General features: G+C 66.9%; 19 protein-coding genes. 6 read left to right on the top strand and 13 right to left on the bottom strand.

Annotated features, from left to right (window positions below; translation table 11 throughout):
- Positions 1 to 42: 42 nt before the first annotated feature.
- The 3 genes from D7316_RS16165 to D7316_RS16175 form a co-directional block, all read right to left on the bottom strand.
- Positions 43 to 723, bottom strand: coding sequence for a nitroreductase (locus D7316_RS16165; RefSeq protein WP_124709157.1), 681 nt, complete (start codon positions 721 to 723; stop codon positions 43 to 45).
- 55 nt (positions 724 to 778) lie between these two features.
- The gene (locus D7316_RS16170; RefSeq protein ID WP_124711387.1) at positions 779 to 1192 is read right to left on the bottom strand and encodes an SRPBCC family protein; all 414 of its coding nucleotides are present in this window, start codon (positions 1190 to 1192) and stop codon (positions 779 to 781) included.
- A gap of 74 nt (positions 1193 to 1266) precedes the next feature.
- Entirely contained in the window at positions 1267 to 2112 is an 846-nt protein-coding gene (locus tag D7316_RS16175; RefSeq protein WP_124709158.1) for a helix-turn-helix domain-containing protein, read from the bottom strand.
- A gap of 103 nt (positions 2113 to 2215) precedes the next feature.
- Between D7316_RS16175 and D7316_RS16180 the strand changes: the two genes are divergently transcribed.
- From D7316_RS16180 to D7316_RS16190, 3 genes are read left to right on the top strand one after another with little or no spacing between them, the layout of a single operon-like run.
- Positions 2216 to 3346, top strand: a complete 1131-nt coding sequence (locus D7316_RS16180; protein WP_124709159.1) for an SDR family oxidoreductase — start codon at positions 2216 to 2218, stop codon at positions 3344 to 3346.
- A complete protein-coding gene (locus D7316_RS16185; protein ID WP_124709160.1) occupies positions 3343 to 3960 on the top strand; it encodes a hypothetical protein in 618 nt (205 codons plus the stop codon). The genes D7316_RS16180 and D7316_RS16185 overlap by 4 nt, the downstream gene beginning before the upstream one ends.
- Positions 3961 to 3987: 27 nt before the next feature.
- The gene (locus D7316_RS16190) at positions 3988 to 4308 is read left to right on the top strand and encodes an HNH endonuclease (protein WP_124709161.1); all 321 of its coding nucleotides are present in this window, start codon (positions 3988 to 3990) and stop codon (positions 4306 to 4308) included.
- Between the two features lie 29 nt (positions 4309 to 4337).
- Here the strand turns inward: D7316_RS16190 and dnaB are convergent, their stop codons facing one another.
- Positions 4338 to 6587, bottom strand: a complete 2250-nt coding sequence (gene dnaB, locus D7316_RS16195) for a replicative DNA helicase (RefSeq protein WP_124709162.1) — start codon at positions 6585 to 6587, stop codon at positions 4338 to 4340.
- A 554-nt stretch (positions 6588 to 7141) separates the two neighbouring features.
- Here dnaB and D7316_RS16200 point away from each other — a divergent pair.
- Positions 7142 to 7795 carry a hypothetical protein gene (locus D7316_RS16200; RefSeq protein WP_197718249.1) on the top strand — a complete coding sequence of 218 codons (654 nt, stop codon included), beginning with the start codon at positions 7142 to 7144 and terminating at the stop codon, positions 7793 to 7795.
- A 27-nt stretch (positions 7796 to 7822) separates the two neighbouring features.
- Here the strand turns inward: D7316_RS16200 and D7316_RS16205 are convergent, their stop codons facing one another.
- The 5 genes from D7316_RS16205 to rpsF form a co-directional block, all read right to left on the bottom strand.
- On the bottom strand, positions 7823 to 8086 hold the full coding sequence (locus D7316_RS16205) for a hypothetical protein (RefSeq protein WP_124709163.1): 264 nt from the start codon (positions 8084 to 8086) through the stop codon (positions 7823 to 7825).
- Positions 8087 to 8340: 254 nt separating this feature from the next.
- Positions 8341 to 8793 (bottom strand): 50S ribosomal protein L9, encoded by a 453-nt coding sequence (gene rplI / locus D7316_RS16210; protein ID WP_124709164.1) that lies wholly within the window; start codon positions 8791 to 8793, stop codon positions 8341 to 8343.
- A gap of 17 nt (positions 8794 to 8810) precedes the next feature.
- Positions 8811 to 9068: a 30S ribosomal protein S18 gene (rpsR, locus tag D7316_RS16215; RefSeq protein WP_124709165.1), complete on the bottom strand. Its 258-nt coding sequence runs from the start codon at positions 9066 to 9068 to the stop codon at positions 8811 to 8813.
- 18 nt (positions 9069 to 9086) lie between these two features.
- Positions 9087 to 9605: a single-stranded DNA-binding protein gene (locus tag D7316_RS16220; protein ID WP_124709166.1), complete on the bottom strand. Its 519-nt coding sequence runs from the start codon at positions 9603 to 9605 to the stop codon at positions 9087 to 9089.
- 125 nt (positions 9606 to 9730) lie between these two features.
- Positions 9731 to 10012, bottom strand: coding sequence for a 30S ribosomal protein S6 (rpsF, locus tag D7316_RS16225; protein ID WP_124709167.1), 282 nt, complete (start codon positions 10010 to 10012; stop codon positions 9731 to 9733).
- 195 nt (positions 10013 to 10207) lie between these two features.
- On the opposite strand from rpsF, the gene D7316_RS16230 reads away from it, so the two are divergent.
- Positions 10208 to 11656 carry a hypothetical protein gene (locus D7316_RS16230; RefSeq protein ID WP_124709168.1) on the top strand — a complete coding sequence of 483 codons (1449 nt, stop codon included), beginning with the start codon at positions 10208 to 10210 and terminating at the stop codon, positions 11654 to 11656.
- A complete protein-coding gene (locus D7316_RS16235) occupies positions 11653 to 12234 on the top strand; it encodes a GNAT family N-acetyltransferase (RefSeq protein ID WP_124709169.1) in 582 nt (193 codons plus the stop codon). Before D7316_RS16230 ends, D7316_RS16235 begins: the two co-directional genes overlap by 4 nt.
- A 136-nt stretch (positions 12235 to 12370) precedes the next feature.
- On the opposite strand, the gene D7316_RS16240 is transcribed toward D7316_RS16235, so the two are convergent.
- Genes D7316_RS16240 through D7316_RS16255 form a run of 4 tightly spaced genes read right to left on the bottom strand, consistent with a single transcriptional unit; the run spans position 12371 to position 15833 of the window.
- Complete coding sequence (locus tag D7316_RS16240) at positions 12371 to 12778, bottom strand: hypothetical protein (RefSeq protein WP_124709170.1); 408 nt, start codon at positions 12776 to 12778, stop codon at positions 12371 to 12373.
- Between the two features lie 40 nt (positions 12779 to 12818).
- Entirely contained in the window at positions 12819 to 13817 is a 999-nt protein-coding gene (locus D7316_RS16245; protein ID WP_124709171.1) for an acrylyl-CoA reductase family protein, read from the bottom strand.
- A 10-nt stretch (positions 13818 to 13827) separates the two neighbouring features.
- Positions 13828 to 14205 (bottom strand): HNH endonuclease, encoded by a 378-nt coding sequence (locus D7316_RS16250; RefSeq protein ID WP_124709172.1) that lies wholly within the window; start codon positions 14203 to 14205, stop codon positions 13828 to 13830.
- A complete protein-coding gene (locus D7316_RS16255; protein WP_124709173.1) occupies positions 14127 to 15833 on the bottom strand; it encodes a glycosyltransferase family 87 protein in 1707 nt (568 codons plus the stop codon). The genes D7316_RS16250 and D7316_RS16255 overlap by 79 nt, the downstream gene beginning before the upstream one ends.
- Between the last annotated feature and the right edge of the window lie 37 nt (positions 15834 to 15870).

The following is a 15870-nucleotide window of genomic DNA, read 5'->3' on the forward strand; positions in this document are numbered from 1 at the left end:
CCCCACCACCCCGCTGGTCCGGCCCGACCTGCGCGCGCGCCGCTATCGATCGAAACCCACGAACGTGGCGGCCTCAGCGATCGACTTGCGTTCGGAGACCACGGTATTGGCCGGAAAAGTCTCGTCCGGCCAGCCCAGCGCGATGCTCTTCATGATCACCTGATCGTCCGGAATGCTCGCATGCTCTCTGACCACGGGCGACTGCATGATGCCCTGGCTGTTGATCACCGCGCCCAGGCCCCGCGACCAGGCGGCGTTGACCAGCGCAGTCGAGACAGCACCACAGTCGAACGGGGTGTCGTCGCTACCATCCAGAATGCGGTCGTAGGTCACGATGACGCATACGGGGGCGTCGAACTGACGAAATCCACGCAGCACCCAGTCCTGCCGCATGTCCACATCGTCACGGGCGATGCCCATCGCGCCGAACAGCTGCTTGGCGACCCGGACCTGGCGGTCACGATGGGTGCCGGTGAACTTCTCCGCGCCTGTCCGGAACTCTCGCGAATGGGGCACACCGGCGAGGTTGCGCTCGGTGTTTCCCGCGCGGATGCGATCCAGCGGTTCGCCGGTTATCACGTGGAAGTTCCACGGCTGAGTGTTCATCGACGACGGTGCCCGCATGGCGAGGGTGAGGATTTCCTCGATCAGCTCTCGGGGGACGGGGTCGGGCGTGAACCCGCGGATGCTCCTACGCCCCAGAATCACTTCGTCGTACTGCACCGACCCCTCCTCGCCGAGAGAACACGGACTACCGTCCACTTCATCGGTGACGAGGCTACCGTCGGCCGATTCGGTTGCGGGCAGCCCGTGACCGACCGTCACCTCGCGCGATCTGTTCGATGCGCGGGAGTGCGAGCGCCAGCACCGGCAGGTATCCGGCCGCCCACATCGGTGCTCCGAAACTGAGCACCGTTCCGCCTCGGACCGGCCTCACCTCGTGACGCGTCGCGGGTACACCCGCCACCGTCCACGCCCAGACGCGTCCGTCGACGAACTCGGTGATCTCGAACGGCAGGCGGACGCCCACGGTGGTCGTGACGGTTCCCTGGACGCCGGCGGCCAGTGGGGCGTCGCCGTCGACCTGTGCGACGGAGACCGTGGGTCCCCATTGCGGCCACATCGTGGTGTCGGTGATGATCGACCAGACCGTGGACGGCGTTGCCGCCATGCGCAATTCGGCCGTGAGCATGCCGTGGTCCCATCCGGGGCGGACGTGTCCCGCCGAGCGCACCCATGCCGGCAGATGCGGGATCGTCGGGATTCTCATCTGGCGCTGCGGTCCGTCTCATGCGATGAGGTCTCGGCCAGCGACCCGAGCAGGCCCAGCTTCTCCGCGTCGGCCGATCCGGGCTCCGCGTGGTAGGCGACGAGCATCAAGCCGCCGGCTCCGCTGATCGCGAGTTTCTCCCGGTCCAGACGGATCTCACCGACCGATGGATGGTCGAAGGTCACCGTGGCGCCGGTCCGGGGTGCGACATCGTGACGGGCCCACAACGTGCGGAAGAGTGGGCTGGCGAGCGAGAGTTCACCGACGAGTTCGATGTAGCGCGGATCATCGATGTCGGTGCCGACCGACTGGCGGAAGCCGGCGACCAGCGCGCCGGCCGCACGGTCGGCATGGGAGAACAGGGCTTGTTCGGCGGGGTCGAGGAACACGTCCCGCAGCCGGTTGCGGCCGACGCGCAGCCGCGGAGACAGTGCGGTGGCGAGCGGATTGGCGGCGAGCACGTCGAGGTAGCGACCCTCGATGAACGACGGGTAGGGCAGCTGCGACACGAAACGTGCCGTGGACGGCGGGACGGTCTCGCGCCGGGCGCGCCGGGGGCTGCGCCGCTGACGTTCTGAGGCGAGCGAGCGCAGGTAGCCGTCGTCGTCGAGTTGCAGCACCCGCGCGATCGCCTGGAGTACCTGGTCGGACGGGTTCCGGTCGCGACCCTGCTCGAGGCGCAGGTAGTACTCGGCGCTGATGCCGGCGAGCATCGCGACCTCTTCGCGCCGGAGGCCCGGCACCCGCCTCGAGGTGAGGGACGGGATGCCGACCTGATCCGGCGTCACCAGTTCGCGACGAGCACGCAGGTACTCGCCGAGCAGGTTCGGTTCGCCGGTCACACAGCCACGGTAACCACGGATCCGCTCTGTCAGCCTGTCCCTGCCACTACCAGTGTCAGCGGGGACCTGTCCCGACCGCCGCGATCGCGCCAGCCTGGATGTCATGAACAACGGAACTGTCCTCGTCACCGGCGGCTCGGGTTTCATCGCGGGCCACTGCATCCTCCGACTACTCGACCGGGGCCACACGGTCCGCACGACCGTGCGCAGCCTCCGCAAAGAGGCCGAGGTACGCAGCATCCTCGACGACGCCGGCATGAACCGCGGCGACGCACTCACCTTCGTCGAGGCCGACCTGACCGACGACTCCGGATGGGTGGCAGCGATGGATGGCGTCGACGCGGTGCTCCATGTCGCCTCACCCGTGCACATCGGTGCGGTCAAGGACGAGACCGACGTCATCGGGCCCGCGCGTGAGGGAACGCTGCGGGTGCTGCGCGCGGCGCGCGACGCCGGGGTGCGTCGTGTGGTGCTCACCTCCGCGTTTCACGCGGTCGGGTTCGGCCACGGCCGAGCGCACGCACCGTTCACCGAGGAGGATTGGTCTGTCGCCGACGGCCCGGGTGTCGACGCGTACGGTCGGAGCAAGCTCTACGCCGAGCGCGCCGCGTGGGAGTTCATCCACACCGAAGGTGGCACAACCGAACTCGTGACGCTGCTGCCCGTCGCGGTCATGGGACCGGTGATGGGCCAGAACATCTCGGGCTCGAATCACTTGATCCAGAACCTGCTGAAAGGGCAGATGCCCGGCATCCCCAACGTGTACATCCCTATCGTCGACGTGCGCGACGTCGCCGGCGCGCATGTCGCGGCGATCGACGCGCCGGGCGCTGCGGGTCAACGCATCCTCGTCGCGAGCGGCGAACCCGCCGTGGCACTGTCGGATGTGGCTGCAATGCTGCGGGATTCGCTCGGCAATGCCGCGGCGGAAGTTCCGACTCGACGGATTCCGGACCTTGCCTTGCGCGTTCTGGCTCTGTTCTCTGACGACGCGCGCGGTCCGGCGGCCGAGGTGGGGTTTCAGAAGATCGTTCGGATCGACAGGGCGCGAGGGATGCTCGGATTCTCGCCACGGAGGTCGGAGGAGGCAGTGGTCGCGGCGGGGAGGAGCATGGTGGAGAAGGGGCTTGTGCAGACGGGGCGTGGTGAACGTTCCGCGGAACGCTGTGGAGATTGCCCTACCGCGGCTTCTCCAGGAAGGTGTGCTGACGCGTGTCAGTATGAGAGACGATGACCGTGCACGCATACCGTGATCGATCGGCGGCCGACTGGCTCTTCGGTCAGGATCAGGTCTGGGCCGACCTCGCAGTCCTCGCTCCGATCGGCTACGCACGCTACGCGCGTCTGCGCTTCATCCCCGATCCCGAATTCCCCGGCCAACGCGAAAGTGACGCGACCATTCCGGACCTCGGAGGCCCTGCGCCGTCGGAGATCTGGCAGATGGGTGTCGCGGTAGCGCACCTCGCGCGTCACACGACCACTCCGACCGACTGCTTCTACCTGATCTGGGACGGCTGGCCCGACGTGGCATCGCTGTGCACCGGACTGGGAGCCGCCAAGGTCGACCTCGCAGACGACCGCGGTTCTGTTGTCCGTTCGTACTACTTGCTACGCGGCAACGCCGATCTGATCGCATGGGACGAGGACGAGCGCGAGGGACTCGGTTCTCACCTTCCTGTTCCGGCATTCGTGTGGCCGGCCGACCGTGCCTGGTGCATGGTTCGCGACGTCGATCCGCACTTCGCCAGCATCGGAGGGACTTCGGCGGCAATTGCTGATGTGCTTGCCGATTCCCGCATCGACGTCGTCGAGGACGAAGATCCTCGTGAGCCGCCCTGGTATGTGTGACGGTCGGCCCGCCTCCGAGCGGCAGACGTGGTCGCCGGCCCGCCGCCCCCCGACAACCTGATCCTGTTGTGCTCTGCTCACCATCGCGCGCTGCATCGAGGGGAATTCGCGATCAAATCGCTTGGCGGCCAACTGTTCAGCTTCCACAGATCCGACGGGTCGACCATCGAGCAAGCCCCGGCAGGCCACAAACCCGACGGATGGGAAGCCGATACGACGATCGAGGACGACGCAGTGCTGCCGATCAGCCCCGGACGTCACCTCGACGCGGGCTACGCGACCGAGGTCCTGTACGCCGCGTGGGCGTGGAAAGCACGGCAGTCCAACGACGATCTCGCTGCCGCGTGACGTTCCGCGGAACGTTCGTGGTGATGCGCCTAGCCCCGCGCCATATCCACGAACTTGCTCAGGTGCAGTTGGTGCGCAACGGTGATCGTCGCCGTCGGACCGTTACGGTGCTTGCCCAGAATGATGTCGGCTTCGCCGGCTCGCGGGTCGTCGCGCTCGAAAGCGTCTGGTCGGTGAAGGAGGATGACCATGTCCGCGTCCTGTTCTAGTGATCCCGACTCACGCAGATCCGACACCTGCGGCTTCTTGTCGGTCCGCTGCTCCGGACCACGGTTCAACTGACTGATCGCAACCACCGGAACCTCGAGTTCCTTTGCGAGCAACTTCAATTGGCGGGAGAACTCGGAGACCTCCTGCTGACGTGACTCGACCTTCTTACCGGAGGTCATCAGCTGCATGTAGTCCACCACGACGAGTCTCAGGTCGTGGCGCTGCTTGAGACGCCGTGCCTTGGCCCGGATCTCCATCATGGTCAGGTTGGGTGAGTCGTCGATGAACAGCGGCGCCTCGGAGATCTCACCCATGCGGCGGGCCAGCCGGGTCCAGTCGTCGTCGCTCATCGTGCCGCCACGCATGTCGCCGAGCTTGACCTTCGCTTCCGCCGACAGCAGGCGCATGACGATCTCGGTCTTGCTCATCTCCAGCGAGAACATGGCACTGGTCTGCTGATTGTGGATCGAGCACGACCGCAGGAAGTCCATGGCGAGCGTCGAGTTGTGGGTGGGCACCATCGCCTCACCGGCGAGGTACATGTGGTCGTCGTTGTCGACCTGCACGCACCGCACGGGCACGTTGTCGACCGGGCGCACCGCGATCAGCCGACGCACTCCCGCTCGACGACGAAGTTCCTTGTGCCGCACCGCCTTGTGATGGACGGTGAAGACATCGTCATCGGCGTCGACACGCAGCCAGCCGGTGGCCGAGCGCTTGTAGTTGTAGCCGAGTCCGGCCACCAGGTCGGCGACGACGGCGGTCATGTGCCGCGTGGCGGCCGGCACGGTGATCCAGCCGTCGTCGTCGACCGTGGCACGCGCGTCGAGCAACCCCGCGAGCAGTGCTCGACGCTGCGCGATGGACCCCCGCAGATAGTCGAAGGGGATGCGCCCACCCAGATCGGCCATCAACGTCATCACGTCGACCGGCCCCTCGGCGTCGATCCGCATGGCGATCTCCGGGTCGTCGAACGCCATCCCGGCGAGCGCGGCGACGGTGTACGGCCCGTAGGCGAACCGCTTGCGCGGCAGATCCAGCGGCTCGGTGTTACGCACCACCGCACACCCGACGTGAGCGCGCAGACCGTCGGTGGTGACGGTCTGACGCTTCCCGTCGATGTCGGCCACCCATTGATGCTGTTCGTCCGCGACGAGAATGGTGCCGTCGTTGAATTCGACCTCGTAGCACGGCCGTTCGGTCATCACCTCGGTGGCGGCGACCACCCGCGTCGGGCGACCCCGGGCGTCGAGCAACTGATCGCCGACGGCGACCTTGCCCATCGTGGTCCAGCCGGTCGGGGTCGGCAGCGGGGTGTCGAGCGCAAGCGCCTTGCCGACACCCGGCCGCGCCGCCACGATGATCATCTGTCCGGGATGCAGGCCATTGGTGATCTTGTCCAGATCGACGAAGCCGGTCGGCACACCCAGCGAGATACCACCACGCGAGGCGATGGAGTCGATCTCGTCCATCGTCGGCTGCAGCAGTTCTTCGAGCGGCACGTAGTCCTCGGCGGTGCGGCGTTCGGTCACCTCGTAGACCTCGGCCTGCGCCCGGTCCACGACCTCGGCGACGTCCTGACCGTCGGCGCCCGCGTACCCGAACTGCACGATGCGTGTTCCGGCGGTCACCAGGCGACGCAGGATCGCCTTCTCCGCGACGATCTCAGCGTAGTAGCCCGCGTTGGCCGCGGTCGGCACCGTCGAGATCAGCGTGTGCAGATACGGTGCGCCACCCACCCGACGGAGCTCACCGGCCCGCTCGAGCTCGTTGGCGACCGTCACCGCATCGGCGGGCTCGCCCTTGCCGTACAGCTCCAGGATGGCGTCGTAGACCGCCTGATGTGCCGGCCGGTAGAAGTCGGCCGGGCGGAGTTTCTCCACCACGTCGGCGATCGCGTCCTTGGACAGCAACATGCCGCCCAGGACCGACTGCTCAGCAGCCATGTCCTGCGGCGGCTGCCGCCCGAAGTCCTCGGCGGGGACCCCATCGTCCCCGCGCCCTGCTCGCCCGCCGGGCACCGACTCCAGGTGGCCTGGGTCATGCCCGCGGTCATCGACAACTGCCACGCGTGTCAAACCTCTCGCAGTACTTGCACCACTCGACCTCGAGTGGGTCCGACTCTGTGTGGCGTCGGCTGCTGGCGCCGCCGACGTCGGTCGTGCTTCCGTGATAGCCACGTGCACCGACAAATCCGCCGGCGAGCTCGCGCAGTCATCTCAAGAAGCACTGTCGGAGCACATTAGGGGTCGTGTCCATCCCGCCCAAACCGGACTGTGCACAACTCTGTCAGCAAACTGTGGACGGTCTGTGGACGCTGCGGGAAGCGTTGTGCACCCCCTGTGTACAAACTGGGGAATTGCTCTGTGAGCAAAAATCTCTTTGCAGGTCAGCGCCTTGAAAAGTTTCCACAGGCGGACGGAAAAACTGGTTCGGCGTGTCACGGTGAGAGCGCCGTTCGGCGTGTTGCGGTCAAGGGTTCAACAACGTGCGACCAACAACTGGGTAAACATTTGATGTGACCCAGGTAACAGCTGATCACAACGGTGCCCAAATGTGATTGTGGGGCGGGCGTCCAGAAATGTGCGTCGTTCGGCGCCCGTCGGCGTGTCCCTGTGATCCAATGTCCGTCGTGGGGACACAGGTGCTTGGACGTTCGCGTGCCGATCGACGATGGCGTCGGCTCGCCGTCGCTCTGACGGTGGTCGGGCTGGCCCTCACCGCGCCCCTGGGCGCCGCCTCGGCGGCTCCCCCTCCCGGGCCGACGATGCCCGTCGAGTTCGATCTGACGCGCTATCAACCGGTCGGCGGCGCACAGTTCCGCCCGGTGGCCTACTCCGACGACGGACGTGCCTTCCTCCGCATCGGCGGCTGGTTGTGTCAGATCGGCCCGGACTACCGCTACGTCGGCTGCCAGGGACGCCCCGCGACGGCACCCCGGGACGTGCGTGGCGCGGCGATCTCCGGCGACCAGCAGGGTCCGTGGCGGATCCCCGACTGGTCGAACTACCGCTTCGGCGCACCGTCGGGTTTCCGTGCGCCGACCCTGCCGGTCGGGAAGCGGGTCACCATCGCCGGCGTGACCTGTACCGCGCCTCGACCCGCGACGGCCGCCTGCCGCACCGGCTCGCGGGCGCTGATCTTCACCCCCGGCTGGCACAAGTTCTTCTTCCCGAGCGGCGACACCGCGCACAGTCCCAATCCGGCGCCGCGCGAGCTACCGCCTCGCCTGCAGTACTGGAATCAGCTGCCCGCCACACCCGCTCCGCCGCGTTGATTCTGAACTCGTTGCACCACAACGAGTTCAGAGGATCGACCGCATCTGGGTGGCAAAGTCCAACACCCAGGCGCGGGTGGGTCGAACGGTAGAGCGGCGCGGCACTTCGGCCGGCGCCTGTGCGGCGGCACGCCGAGCCGACCTCTCCTGACGCCGAAGTTCCCTGCGCGCCGCACGATCCCGGGCGGCAATGAACTGTCGGGCCTCATGTCCGTCGTAGTCCAGCGAGGGTTGGAGGAAGAAGGTGAGGACGTAGATCGCAGCGCCGACGATGACGAGGGCGATGAGCATGGCAGACGTCTCCTGGTGTGAACGTTTGTGTCAGTTCACGAGTCCGGTGGACGTTGCGCTCCGTTGCGGCCGATCCGGCCCCCCCGGAATGAACTCGCAGAAGTGAAACTACGGAGCCCTCGGGAGTAGCGGATGCGTAGAGCACTACGCGAAATACTCGGCCGTGTGCGCGCACCGCGTGGCGGCACTACGCAGACGACGAAGGCCGGGCGGATCAGATCCGCCCGGCCTTCGTGGCCGATGTGTCGGCTGTGTCAGCCGGCGACGACAGCCAGTTCGACGTTGGCCTGCACCTCGGGGTGCAGGTTCACGACGACCGGGTAGCTGCCGGTGGCCTTGATGTGCCCCTTCGGCAGTTCGACGCTGCGCTTGTCGACGACCGGGCCACCGGCCGACTTGATCGCACCGGCGACGTCGGCGGCGGTCACCGAGCCGAACAGCTTGCCCGAGTCGTGGGTCTTGACGCCCAACGAGACAGCAGTGAGGGCCTCGAGGGCCTGCTTCAGCTCGTTGGCGTGCTCCAGACCGCGGACCTCGCGGGCCTCCTGCGACCGGCGGATGCCCTCGACCTGCTTCTCCGCGCCGCGGGTGGCCTTGATGGCCAGGCCGCGGGGCAGCAGGTAGTTGCGGCCGTAGCCGTCCTTGACCTCTACGGTGTCGCCTGCTTCGCCGAGGTTCTCCACGGCGGCGGTGAGGATGAGTTTCATATCAGCTCTCCTCCCGCTCAGCGTCCGGTCGAGGTGAAGGGCAGCAAGGCCACCTCACGCGAGTTCTTCACGGCCACCGCGACGTCGCGCTGGTGCTGGACGCAGTTGCCCGTGACGCGGCGCGAACGGATCTTGCCGCGGTCGGACAGGAAGCGCCGCAGCAGTGCGGTGTCCTTGTAGTCGATGACAGCCTTCTTGTCTTTGCAGAAGCTGCACGCCTTGGTCTTGGTGACCTTCTCGACGCGCGGCTTCCGCGTGCTCTTAGCTTTAGCCATTGGTACTCCAGTGTGTTTCTAGAAAGGTGGTTCGTCGTCGCCCCCGCCGAACGATCCACTCGCGGGCGCACTGCCCCACGGATCGTCGGCGACCTGCTGGTTTCCGCCTCCGCCGCTGCGGCTTCCGCCGCCACCGCCCGAGGAGAAACCGCCGCCGCCACCGCTGCCACCGCGCGATGCGCGGTTGACCTTGGCGGTGGCGTACCGCAGTGAGGGACCGATCTCATCGACCTCGAGTTCCACCACCGTGCGACGTTCGCCTTCTTTGGTCTCGTAAGACCGCTGCTTCAGGCGTCCTTGCACGACGACCCGGGTTCCCTTGGACAAACTCTCGGTCACGTTCTCGGCCGCGTCACGCCAGATGTTGCAGCGGAGGAACAGCGCTTCGCCGTCCTTCCACTCGTTCGTCTGACGATCAAAGGTGCGCGGTGTCGAGGCCACCGTGAAGTTGGCCACCGCGGCGCCCGACGGCGTGAACCGGAGTTCCGGATCAGCGGTCAGGTTTCCGATGACGGTGATGACCGTGTCGTTCGCCATGTGTCTCCCCTTGGGTCGTGGTTGGGCACTCGTTGATCGACGTGCACCGGTTCGTTGGGTCAAACGCTGGGTTCAACCCTAGAGCCCGGCACCGACTGCATAGGCGTCGATCAAGGAACTGTGGATTACTTCCGCAGGACCTTGGTGCGCAGAACAGACTCGTTGAGCTTCAGCTGACGGTCGAGTTCGGTGACCGTCTTGGGCTCGGCGTTGAGATCGACGACGGCGTAGATGCCTTCGTTGTGCTTGAGGATTTCGTAAGCGAGACGGCGCTTGCCCCAGATGTCAACACCATCAACAGTGCCGCCATCCTTGCGGACAACGTTGAGGAAGGTATCGAGAGAGGGTGCGACGGTGCGCTCGTCCAGATTCGGATCGAGAATGACCATCAATTCGTAGTGACGCATAAGACCACATCACCTCCTATGGGCTAGGTCGGCCACGGACTGTCCGTGGCAGGAGGGTCGCCTGCGTCGGCAACCGCTCCAAGATACACGACGAAGGTCTGACCAGCGAAATCGTCGTCGGGTGGGGCTGGCCTTTGACCACTCCCACCCGCTCGGATTGGAGAGATCGGGTGTCCAGCACCTACCCTCTAGGCCATGTCCGACGCCCCTGTAGCACGCCCGGCAGGGTCGTCCCGCCTCACGAGCAGCCTGGCCGGCCGCGGCCGGATGGCACTGATCCTGCTGGTCTCACTGTTGTCGTCGTGCCTGGCGATGCTGTGGAGCTACCAGGCCAAGATCGTCTGCGGCGGCCCCCCGTTCCTCGCCGAGGGGCGCAGCGCGCACTGGCCGGTCGGCGACCCGAACGCGGCGATCCCCTGCTACTCGGACCTGATGTATCTGTGGATCGGCCGCGACATCAACAACCATGTCTTCCCCTACATCAGCGGCGGCATCACCCCGGACGGCAAATTGTTCGGCGGGGTCGTCGAGTACCCGGTGCTCTCGGGCATGTTCATGTGGCTCGGCGCGATCGGCGCGCACACCGACACTGAGTTCTTCCAGCACTCGGTGTGGCTGCTCGTCCCGTTCGGACTCGCGATCACCGTGATGCTGGCGTTCATGACCCGCTGGTGGGTGCTGCTGTGGGCGGCCACACCCCCGCTGGTGCTCTACGCCTTCCACAACTGGGAACTGCCGGTGGTGGCCACTGCGGTCGGCGCGGTCGCGGTGATGGCGTGGGGTTCGACGATCGGCCCGCGGACCGGCGAACGACGACTGTCGCTGCGGACCGCGGCCATCCTCGCGGCGATCCTGTTCGCGATCGGGTTCTGCCTGAAGCTCTATCCCGGCTTCTTCGTCCTGCCGTTGGCGATCTATGTCCTCACCCGGGGCGCGGGTACCGACGACGTCCCGGCGGCGCGGCGCACGCTCGACTGGGTCGGTGCCGCATGGGTGGCCGCCGCGGCGACGCTGACCGTGATCGCGATCCAGTTGCCGTTCATGGTGCTCGGGTTCGACGGCTGGAAGGCGGCGCTCTCGTTCCAGGGCAAACGCAAGTCCGACGTCGACACCAACTCCATCTGGTACTGGGGACTACGTCACTTCACCGGCGGACAGAACGACACCTACAACACACTCGTGGGCCTGCTGTCACCGCTGCTGATCGTCGCGGCATTCGCGACGTCGGTCTACCTGGGTTGGCGCGTCTACCGGCGCGCGGGCGCCTACCCGTGGATCGGTGTCTCGGCGTCGATGCTGGCCGGATTCATGCTCTTCCACAAGGTGCACTCGCCGCAGTACACGCTGTGGATTCTGCCGTTCTTCGTCTTGCTGCAGGTCCGCTGGCCGGTCATCGCGGCGTACCTGGCAGCCGACCTCGCTCTGGATCTGACGATCTTCCGGCTGTTCGGCATCTACACGTCGGGTTCGCCGATGCAGTGGTGGGTGATCACCGGCGTCAACGTCGGGGTGTGGGTGCATGCGGTGTTGTTGGCGTATCTGATCGTCGCCTTCGTCCGCGCACCGTTGCGGGAACCGTTGGCGTCCTTCGGCCGTCGACCGCGCCCGGCGACCGAACCCGACCTGGTACCCGCGCCCGCGTGAGCGCCTGGCTGGGCACCGCGACTCTCGCGCTCGGCCGAGTGACGTTGCGGCCGTTCACCGTCGACGACGCCGAGGCGCTCTCGGAGGTCGTCGGCGATCCCGAGCGGTTCCGCTGGGTGCCCGGCGTACCGACCGACGTGTCGTCGAGCCGGACGTGGATCGAAGCCGCGCTCGCCGATCCCTCGAGGCGCATCGCCTACGCCGTCGTCGACAACACCGACGGCCGGCTGGTCGGCACCACCAGCTACTACGACATCGATCCCGGAAACCTCACCGCGGCAATCGGTTACACCTTCTACACCGAATCCGTACAGGGCACCGCGATCAATCCGACGGCGAAGTACCTGCTGATGCGTCACGCGTTCGAGGACTGCGGGGCGGTCCGGCTGGTGTGGCACACGCACGAGAGCAACGCGCAATCGCGGGCCGCCATCGCCAAGCTCGGGGCAACCTTCGAAGGTCTCCTCCGCAAGCATCGCCGCTTCGGGGAGGGCTGGCGGACGACGGCCCTGTACGCGATGACCGACGACGACTGGCCCGGCGCGCGGGACCGGCTGCTCGCGCGGATCGGGCGGTAGACCCGCGGGCCGGTGACGGGCAGGCCCGCAAGAGCGCCCCAGAAATGCACCCTCGAGGGAGCGGCCGTGAGCACTATGTCGATGGTGGCTCTGCGGAGGGCACATTTCTGGGGCGCTTTTCAGGACTCCTCCCGCGCTACGGCTTCTCCGTGTGATCGGGGTGACCGTGCGTGCGTCGACGTTCCTTCATCCGCGCCTCGTACAGGTGCCGGACCCCGTCGGCGACGTCGTCGCGGATCTGCTTCTCGGTGTCGCGCAGCGGACCCCAGTACGTGTCGTCGAATTCCTCCACGACCTGGAAGGTCCAGCGCCCGTCGATCACGTTGCGGCCGACGATCTCGGTCTCGAGGAGGTCGGCGGCCTCGGTCCGACCGTCCGCGCGCAGGGCCTCGACGGCCTCGCCCAGAACGCCGTCCGCGTGGCCGATGAGCTGATGGAAGCTGTAGAGGTGTCCACGCGCACGCTCGACGTACTCCAGTGCCTCCGACAGCTTGCCCACGGCCTCGGCGGTCGCGTCGGAGATGTGCTCTGCTCGGTCGGACATGTCGTGTCAGTACCCGGGAGCGGTCACGGCCAATCCCCGATCAGAACTCGCCGGCGACGATGACACGGGTGCGTCCGGTGATTCCGCCGCCGAGGATCTTCTTGATCGACTTCGGCAGTTCGGTGACGGCGACGTCGGTGGTGACGTCGGCGAGATGCCGGGGCTTGAGGTCGGCGCCGAGCCGACCCCACAGGGCGCGACGTCGACCGATGGGCAACTGAACCGAATCGATGCCGGCCAGGGTGACGCCGCGCAGGATGAACGGGTGGACCGTCGTCGGCAGGTCAGCACTGCCGGCCAGTCCCGATGCCGCGACCACCCCGCCGTACTCGAGTGTGCTGATGGCGTAGGCGAGGGTGGTGCCGCCGACACAGTCGACGACCGCCGCCCAGCGCGACTTGCCGAGCGCGCGGACCTTCTCGCCTTCTTCCGGTACCCGGCCGATGACCTCCGACGCACCGAGCGATCGCAGCAGTTCGGCGGCGTCGGACTTGCCGGTCGACGCGATGACCTCGTAGCCGGCCGCTGCCAACAGATCCACGCTCACGCTGCCGACGCCACCGGTCGCCCCGGTCACCAGCACCGGACCGTCGGACGGCGTGATCCCATGGGAGGTGAGAGCGTCGACGCTCATCGCCGCGGTGAAGCCGGCCGTACCGATCGCCGCGGCCTCGGCCGCCGACAATCCGTCGAGCTTGACCACCATGTCCGCGGGCAGTCGAGCGGTATCCGCGTAGCCACCGTGCCGGCCGGTGCCGATGTCGTAGCCGTGGGCGACCACGACATCGCCGACCGCGAACTCCGGCGAAGTGCTCGAGCGTACGGTGCCGGCGAGGTCGATGCCCGGGATGAGCGGATACGACCGCGCCACCCCGCCTTTCGGCGTGACCACCAGTGCGTCCTTGAAATTGACGCCCGAGTACTCGACCGCGATCTCGACGTCACCGTCGGGTAGGAAACTCTCGTCCACGGCCTCGTGCACGAGGTCGATGTTGCCTTCGTCGTCCTGATGCGCCACCAGCGCTTGCACGTCGCCCATGTCTCGAACCCTACTGAAGAACCTCGGCAGATGGGTCCGGACCCGGCTCCGCGGTCAGCAGGGCCGACACCGCGATCACGCGGCGCAGAAAGGCCTCCTCGTCGAGCTTCTTGCGTCGCATCCAGCCGGTCACCTCGGAATTGCACTTGCTGGCATTACACGAGCGGCAGGCGGGCACGACGTTGAGCCGCGTGTAGCGGCCGCCCACCGACAACGGCTGGATGCAGTCCTTCTGCAGCGGGGTGTCGGAGCGGGCACAGTAGGCGCAGCCGCCCCACGCGTCCTTGATCTCCTGCCACTGCGCGACGCTCAAGTCGTTGCCGGCGTTGCGCATCCGACGTTGTCGTCGCCGTCCCGCCCGGGCCCGCCTCGAGTTGGTGCTCGCCATGGCGAGAATCGTAAGCGGACGCGCTGCGGATCCTCGACAGGGCCGGTCCCCGGCGGAGTGTCACGAGCGCGGTCGGATGCCCGCCGACCGGGTATCGCGATCCGGTCGGGTGCGCCGTCGAGGACGCCGCCCGCGGGGTCGTCGAGGAGTTCACCGGGCTCATCGGGTCGTCGGCGGTACAGGTCGTCCTCGGGATGCCAGATCTGCCACACCACCACGACGCAGAGCACGATCACCATCAGTGCCCGGAGAACGATCGCGACGGTGAACCACTGCTCGGGCAGCCAGCGACGGTCGGCGTCGAGATAGAGCGCCATCCGCGGCACCCAGACCAGGGCGTCGACGAACATCCACGCGAACAGCAGTCGGGTGTGCGGGATGGCCAGGACGGCCAACGGCACCAGCCACAGCGAGTACTGCGGACTCCACACCTTGTTGACGAGCAGGAAGCCCGCGACCATCAGGAACGCCATCTGCGCCACCCGCGGCCGCTGCGGTGCGCGCAGGCCGATGAACGCGATGCCCACGATCACCGCGATCAGCAGACCCAACGACAACGCGTTGAGGACGTCGATGTTCCAGGTGAACCCGGCGGCGTCGCTGATGATCCGGTACACGCTGTCGCGTTCGGCGGCCCGGCCCTGGTTGTAGCGGAAGAACTCCCACCACCCGTTGGGGTAGGCGATCAGGATCGGGAGATTGACCGCCACCCACACCAGTGCCGCCGCCGAGGCCGCCTGCGCGAACTCACGCACCTTGCCGGCGCGCAGGCACAAGATCAGCAACACCACCAGCAGCAGCGCCGGATAGAGTTTCGCTGCGGTGCCCAACCCGATGAAAACCCCGGCGAGCCATGGCTTTCGACGGGCCCAATACAGCAGGGCCAAGGCCACCATGGCCATCGCGATGGCGTCGAAGTTGGTGAAGATGTGCACGATGACCAACGGCGACAGCGCCGCCATCCACGTCGCCCAGACCCGGGTGCGGGCGGTGCGCGAGGTGGCCCAGATGGTCACGAGCCAGAAGAGTGCGAGACCGAGGGCCGCGAGATCGAAGAACAGCACGACCTCCAGAGCACCCGGCACACCCCACTTCTGATGCGCCGAATCCCATTGCTGCGCAACCCAGGCGACGCCGTACATGTACATCCCGGTGACCACCGGGTACTCCATGTAGCGCTTGACCTGCCGGCCGTCAGCACCTTCTTCGAACCAGTAGGTGCGATACGGGAAGGCGCCCTCGTCGAGTTTCTCGGCGCCGAAGAGACCGATCACATCGGAGTAGCAGAGGTTGGTGTACTGGCGCTGGTTGTCCCAGTCGAGCCGCAGGGCGGTGCCGGCGGCCGAGTTGCCGTCGGCGGGCGCCTGCTGGAGACAGCCCGCCTTGCCGAACCAGCCGAGTGCCAACGCGCACAGGGCGAGCGCGAACAGGATTCGGAGCGGTGTCCACGTCCGGCTCCGGCCGATCGCGGCATGTCGCCCGACCGGCCCACCCACCACGGTTGACGCGTCACGAACCACGGCGTCGGTGTGGGACGGCAGTACACGGTCGACGTCGATTCGTCGATCGGTGGCGAGAACGCCTGGCGCATCCCACGATTCATCCTCGTCGGGATTCCTGCCCGTCATGTCGTCACCCCGGGCACCGGGGTACGCATCGTCCTCT

It is taken from the genome of Gordonia insulae (assembly GCF_003855095.1).
GTDB classification, from domain to species: Bacteria; Actinomycetota; Actinomycetes; order Mycobacteriales; family Mycobacteriaceae; genus Gordonia; species Gordonia insulae.

Bases quoted from the DNA above. Each gene is read 5' to 3' on its own strand.
- D7316_RS16170 (WP_124711387.1), bottom strand. From the start codon at position 1,192: ATGCTCACGGCCGAATTGCGCATGGCGGCAACGCCGTCCACGGTCTGG.
- D7316_RS16180 (WP_124709159.1), top strand. From the start codon at position 2,216: ATGAACAACGGAACTGTCCTCGTCACCGGCGGCTCGGGTTTCATCGCG.
- D7316_RS16185 (WP_124709160.1), top strand. From the start codon at position 3,343: ATGACCGTGCACGCATACCGTGATCGATCGGCGGCCGACTGGCTCTTC.
- D7316_RS16200 (WP_197718249.1), top strand. From the start codon at position 7,142: ATGTCCGTCGTGGGGACACAGGTGCTTGGACGTTCGCGTGCCGATCGA.
- D7316_RS16205 (WP_124709163.1), bottom strand. From the start codon at position 8,086: ATGCTCATCGCCCTCGTCATCGTCGGCGCTGCGATCTACGTCCTCACC.
- rplI (WP_124709164.1), bottom strand. From the start codon at position 8,793: ATGAAACTCATCCTCACCGCCGCCGTGGAGAACCTCGGCGAAGCAGGC.
- rpsR (WP_124709165.1), bottom strand. From the start codon at position 9,068: ATGGCTAAAGCTAAGAGCACGCGGAAGCCGCGCGTCGAGAAGGTCACC.
- D7316_RS16220 (WP_124709166.1), bottom strand. From the start codon at position 9,605: ATGGCGAACGACACGGTCATCACCGTCATCGGAAACCTGACCGCTGAT.
- rpsF (WP_124709167.1), bottom strand. From the start codon at position 10,012: ATGCGTCACTACGAATTGATGGTCATTCTCGATCCGAATCTGGACGAG.
- D7316_RS16230 (WP_124709168.1), top strand. From the start codon at position 10,208: ATGTCCGACGCCCCTGTAGCACGCCCGGCAGGGTCGTCCCGCCTCACG.
- D7316_RS16240 (WP_124709170.1), bottom strand. From the start codon at position 12,778: ATGTCCGACCGAGCAGAGCACATCTCCGACGCGACCGCCGAGGCCGTG.
- D7316_RS16245 (WP_124709171.1), bottom strand. From the start codon at position 13,817: ATGGGCGACGTGCAAGCGCTGGTGGCGCATCAGGACGACGAAGGCAAC.
- D7316_RS16250 (WP_124709172.1), bottom strand. From the start codon at position 14,205: ATGGCGAGCACCAACTCGAGGCGGGCCCGGGCGGGACGGCGACGACAA.
- D7316_RS16255 (WP_124709173.1), bottom strand. From the start codon at position 15,833: ATGACGGGCAGGAATCCCGACGAGGATGAATCGTGGGATGCGCCAGGC.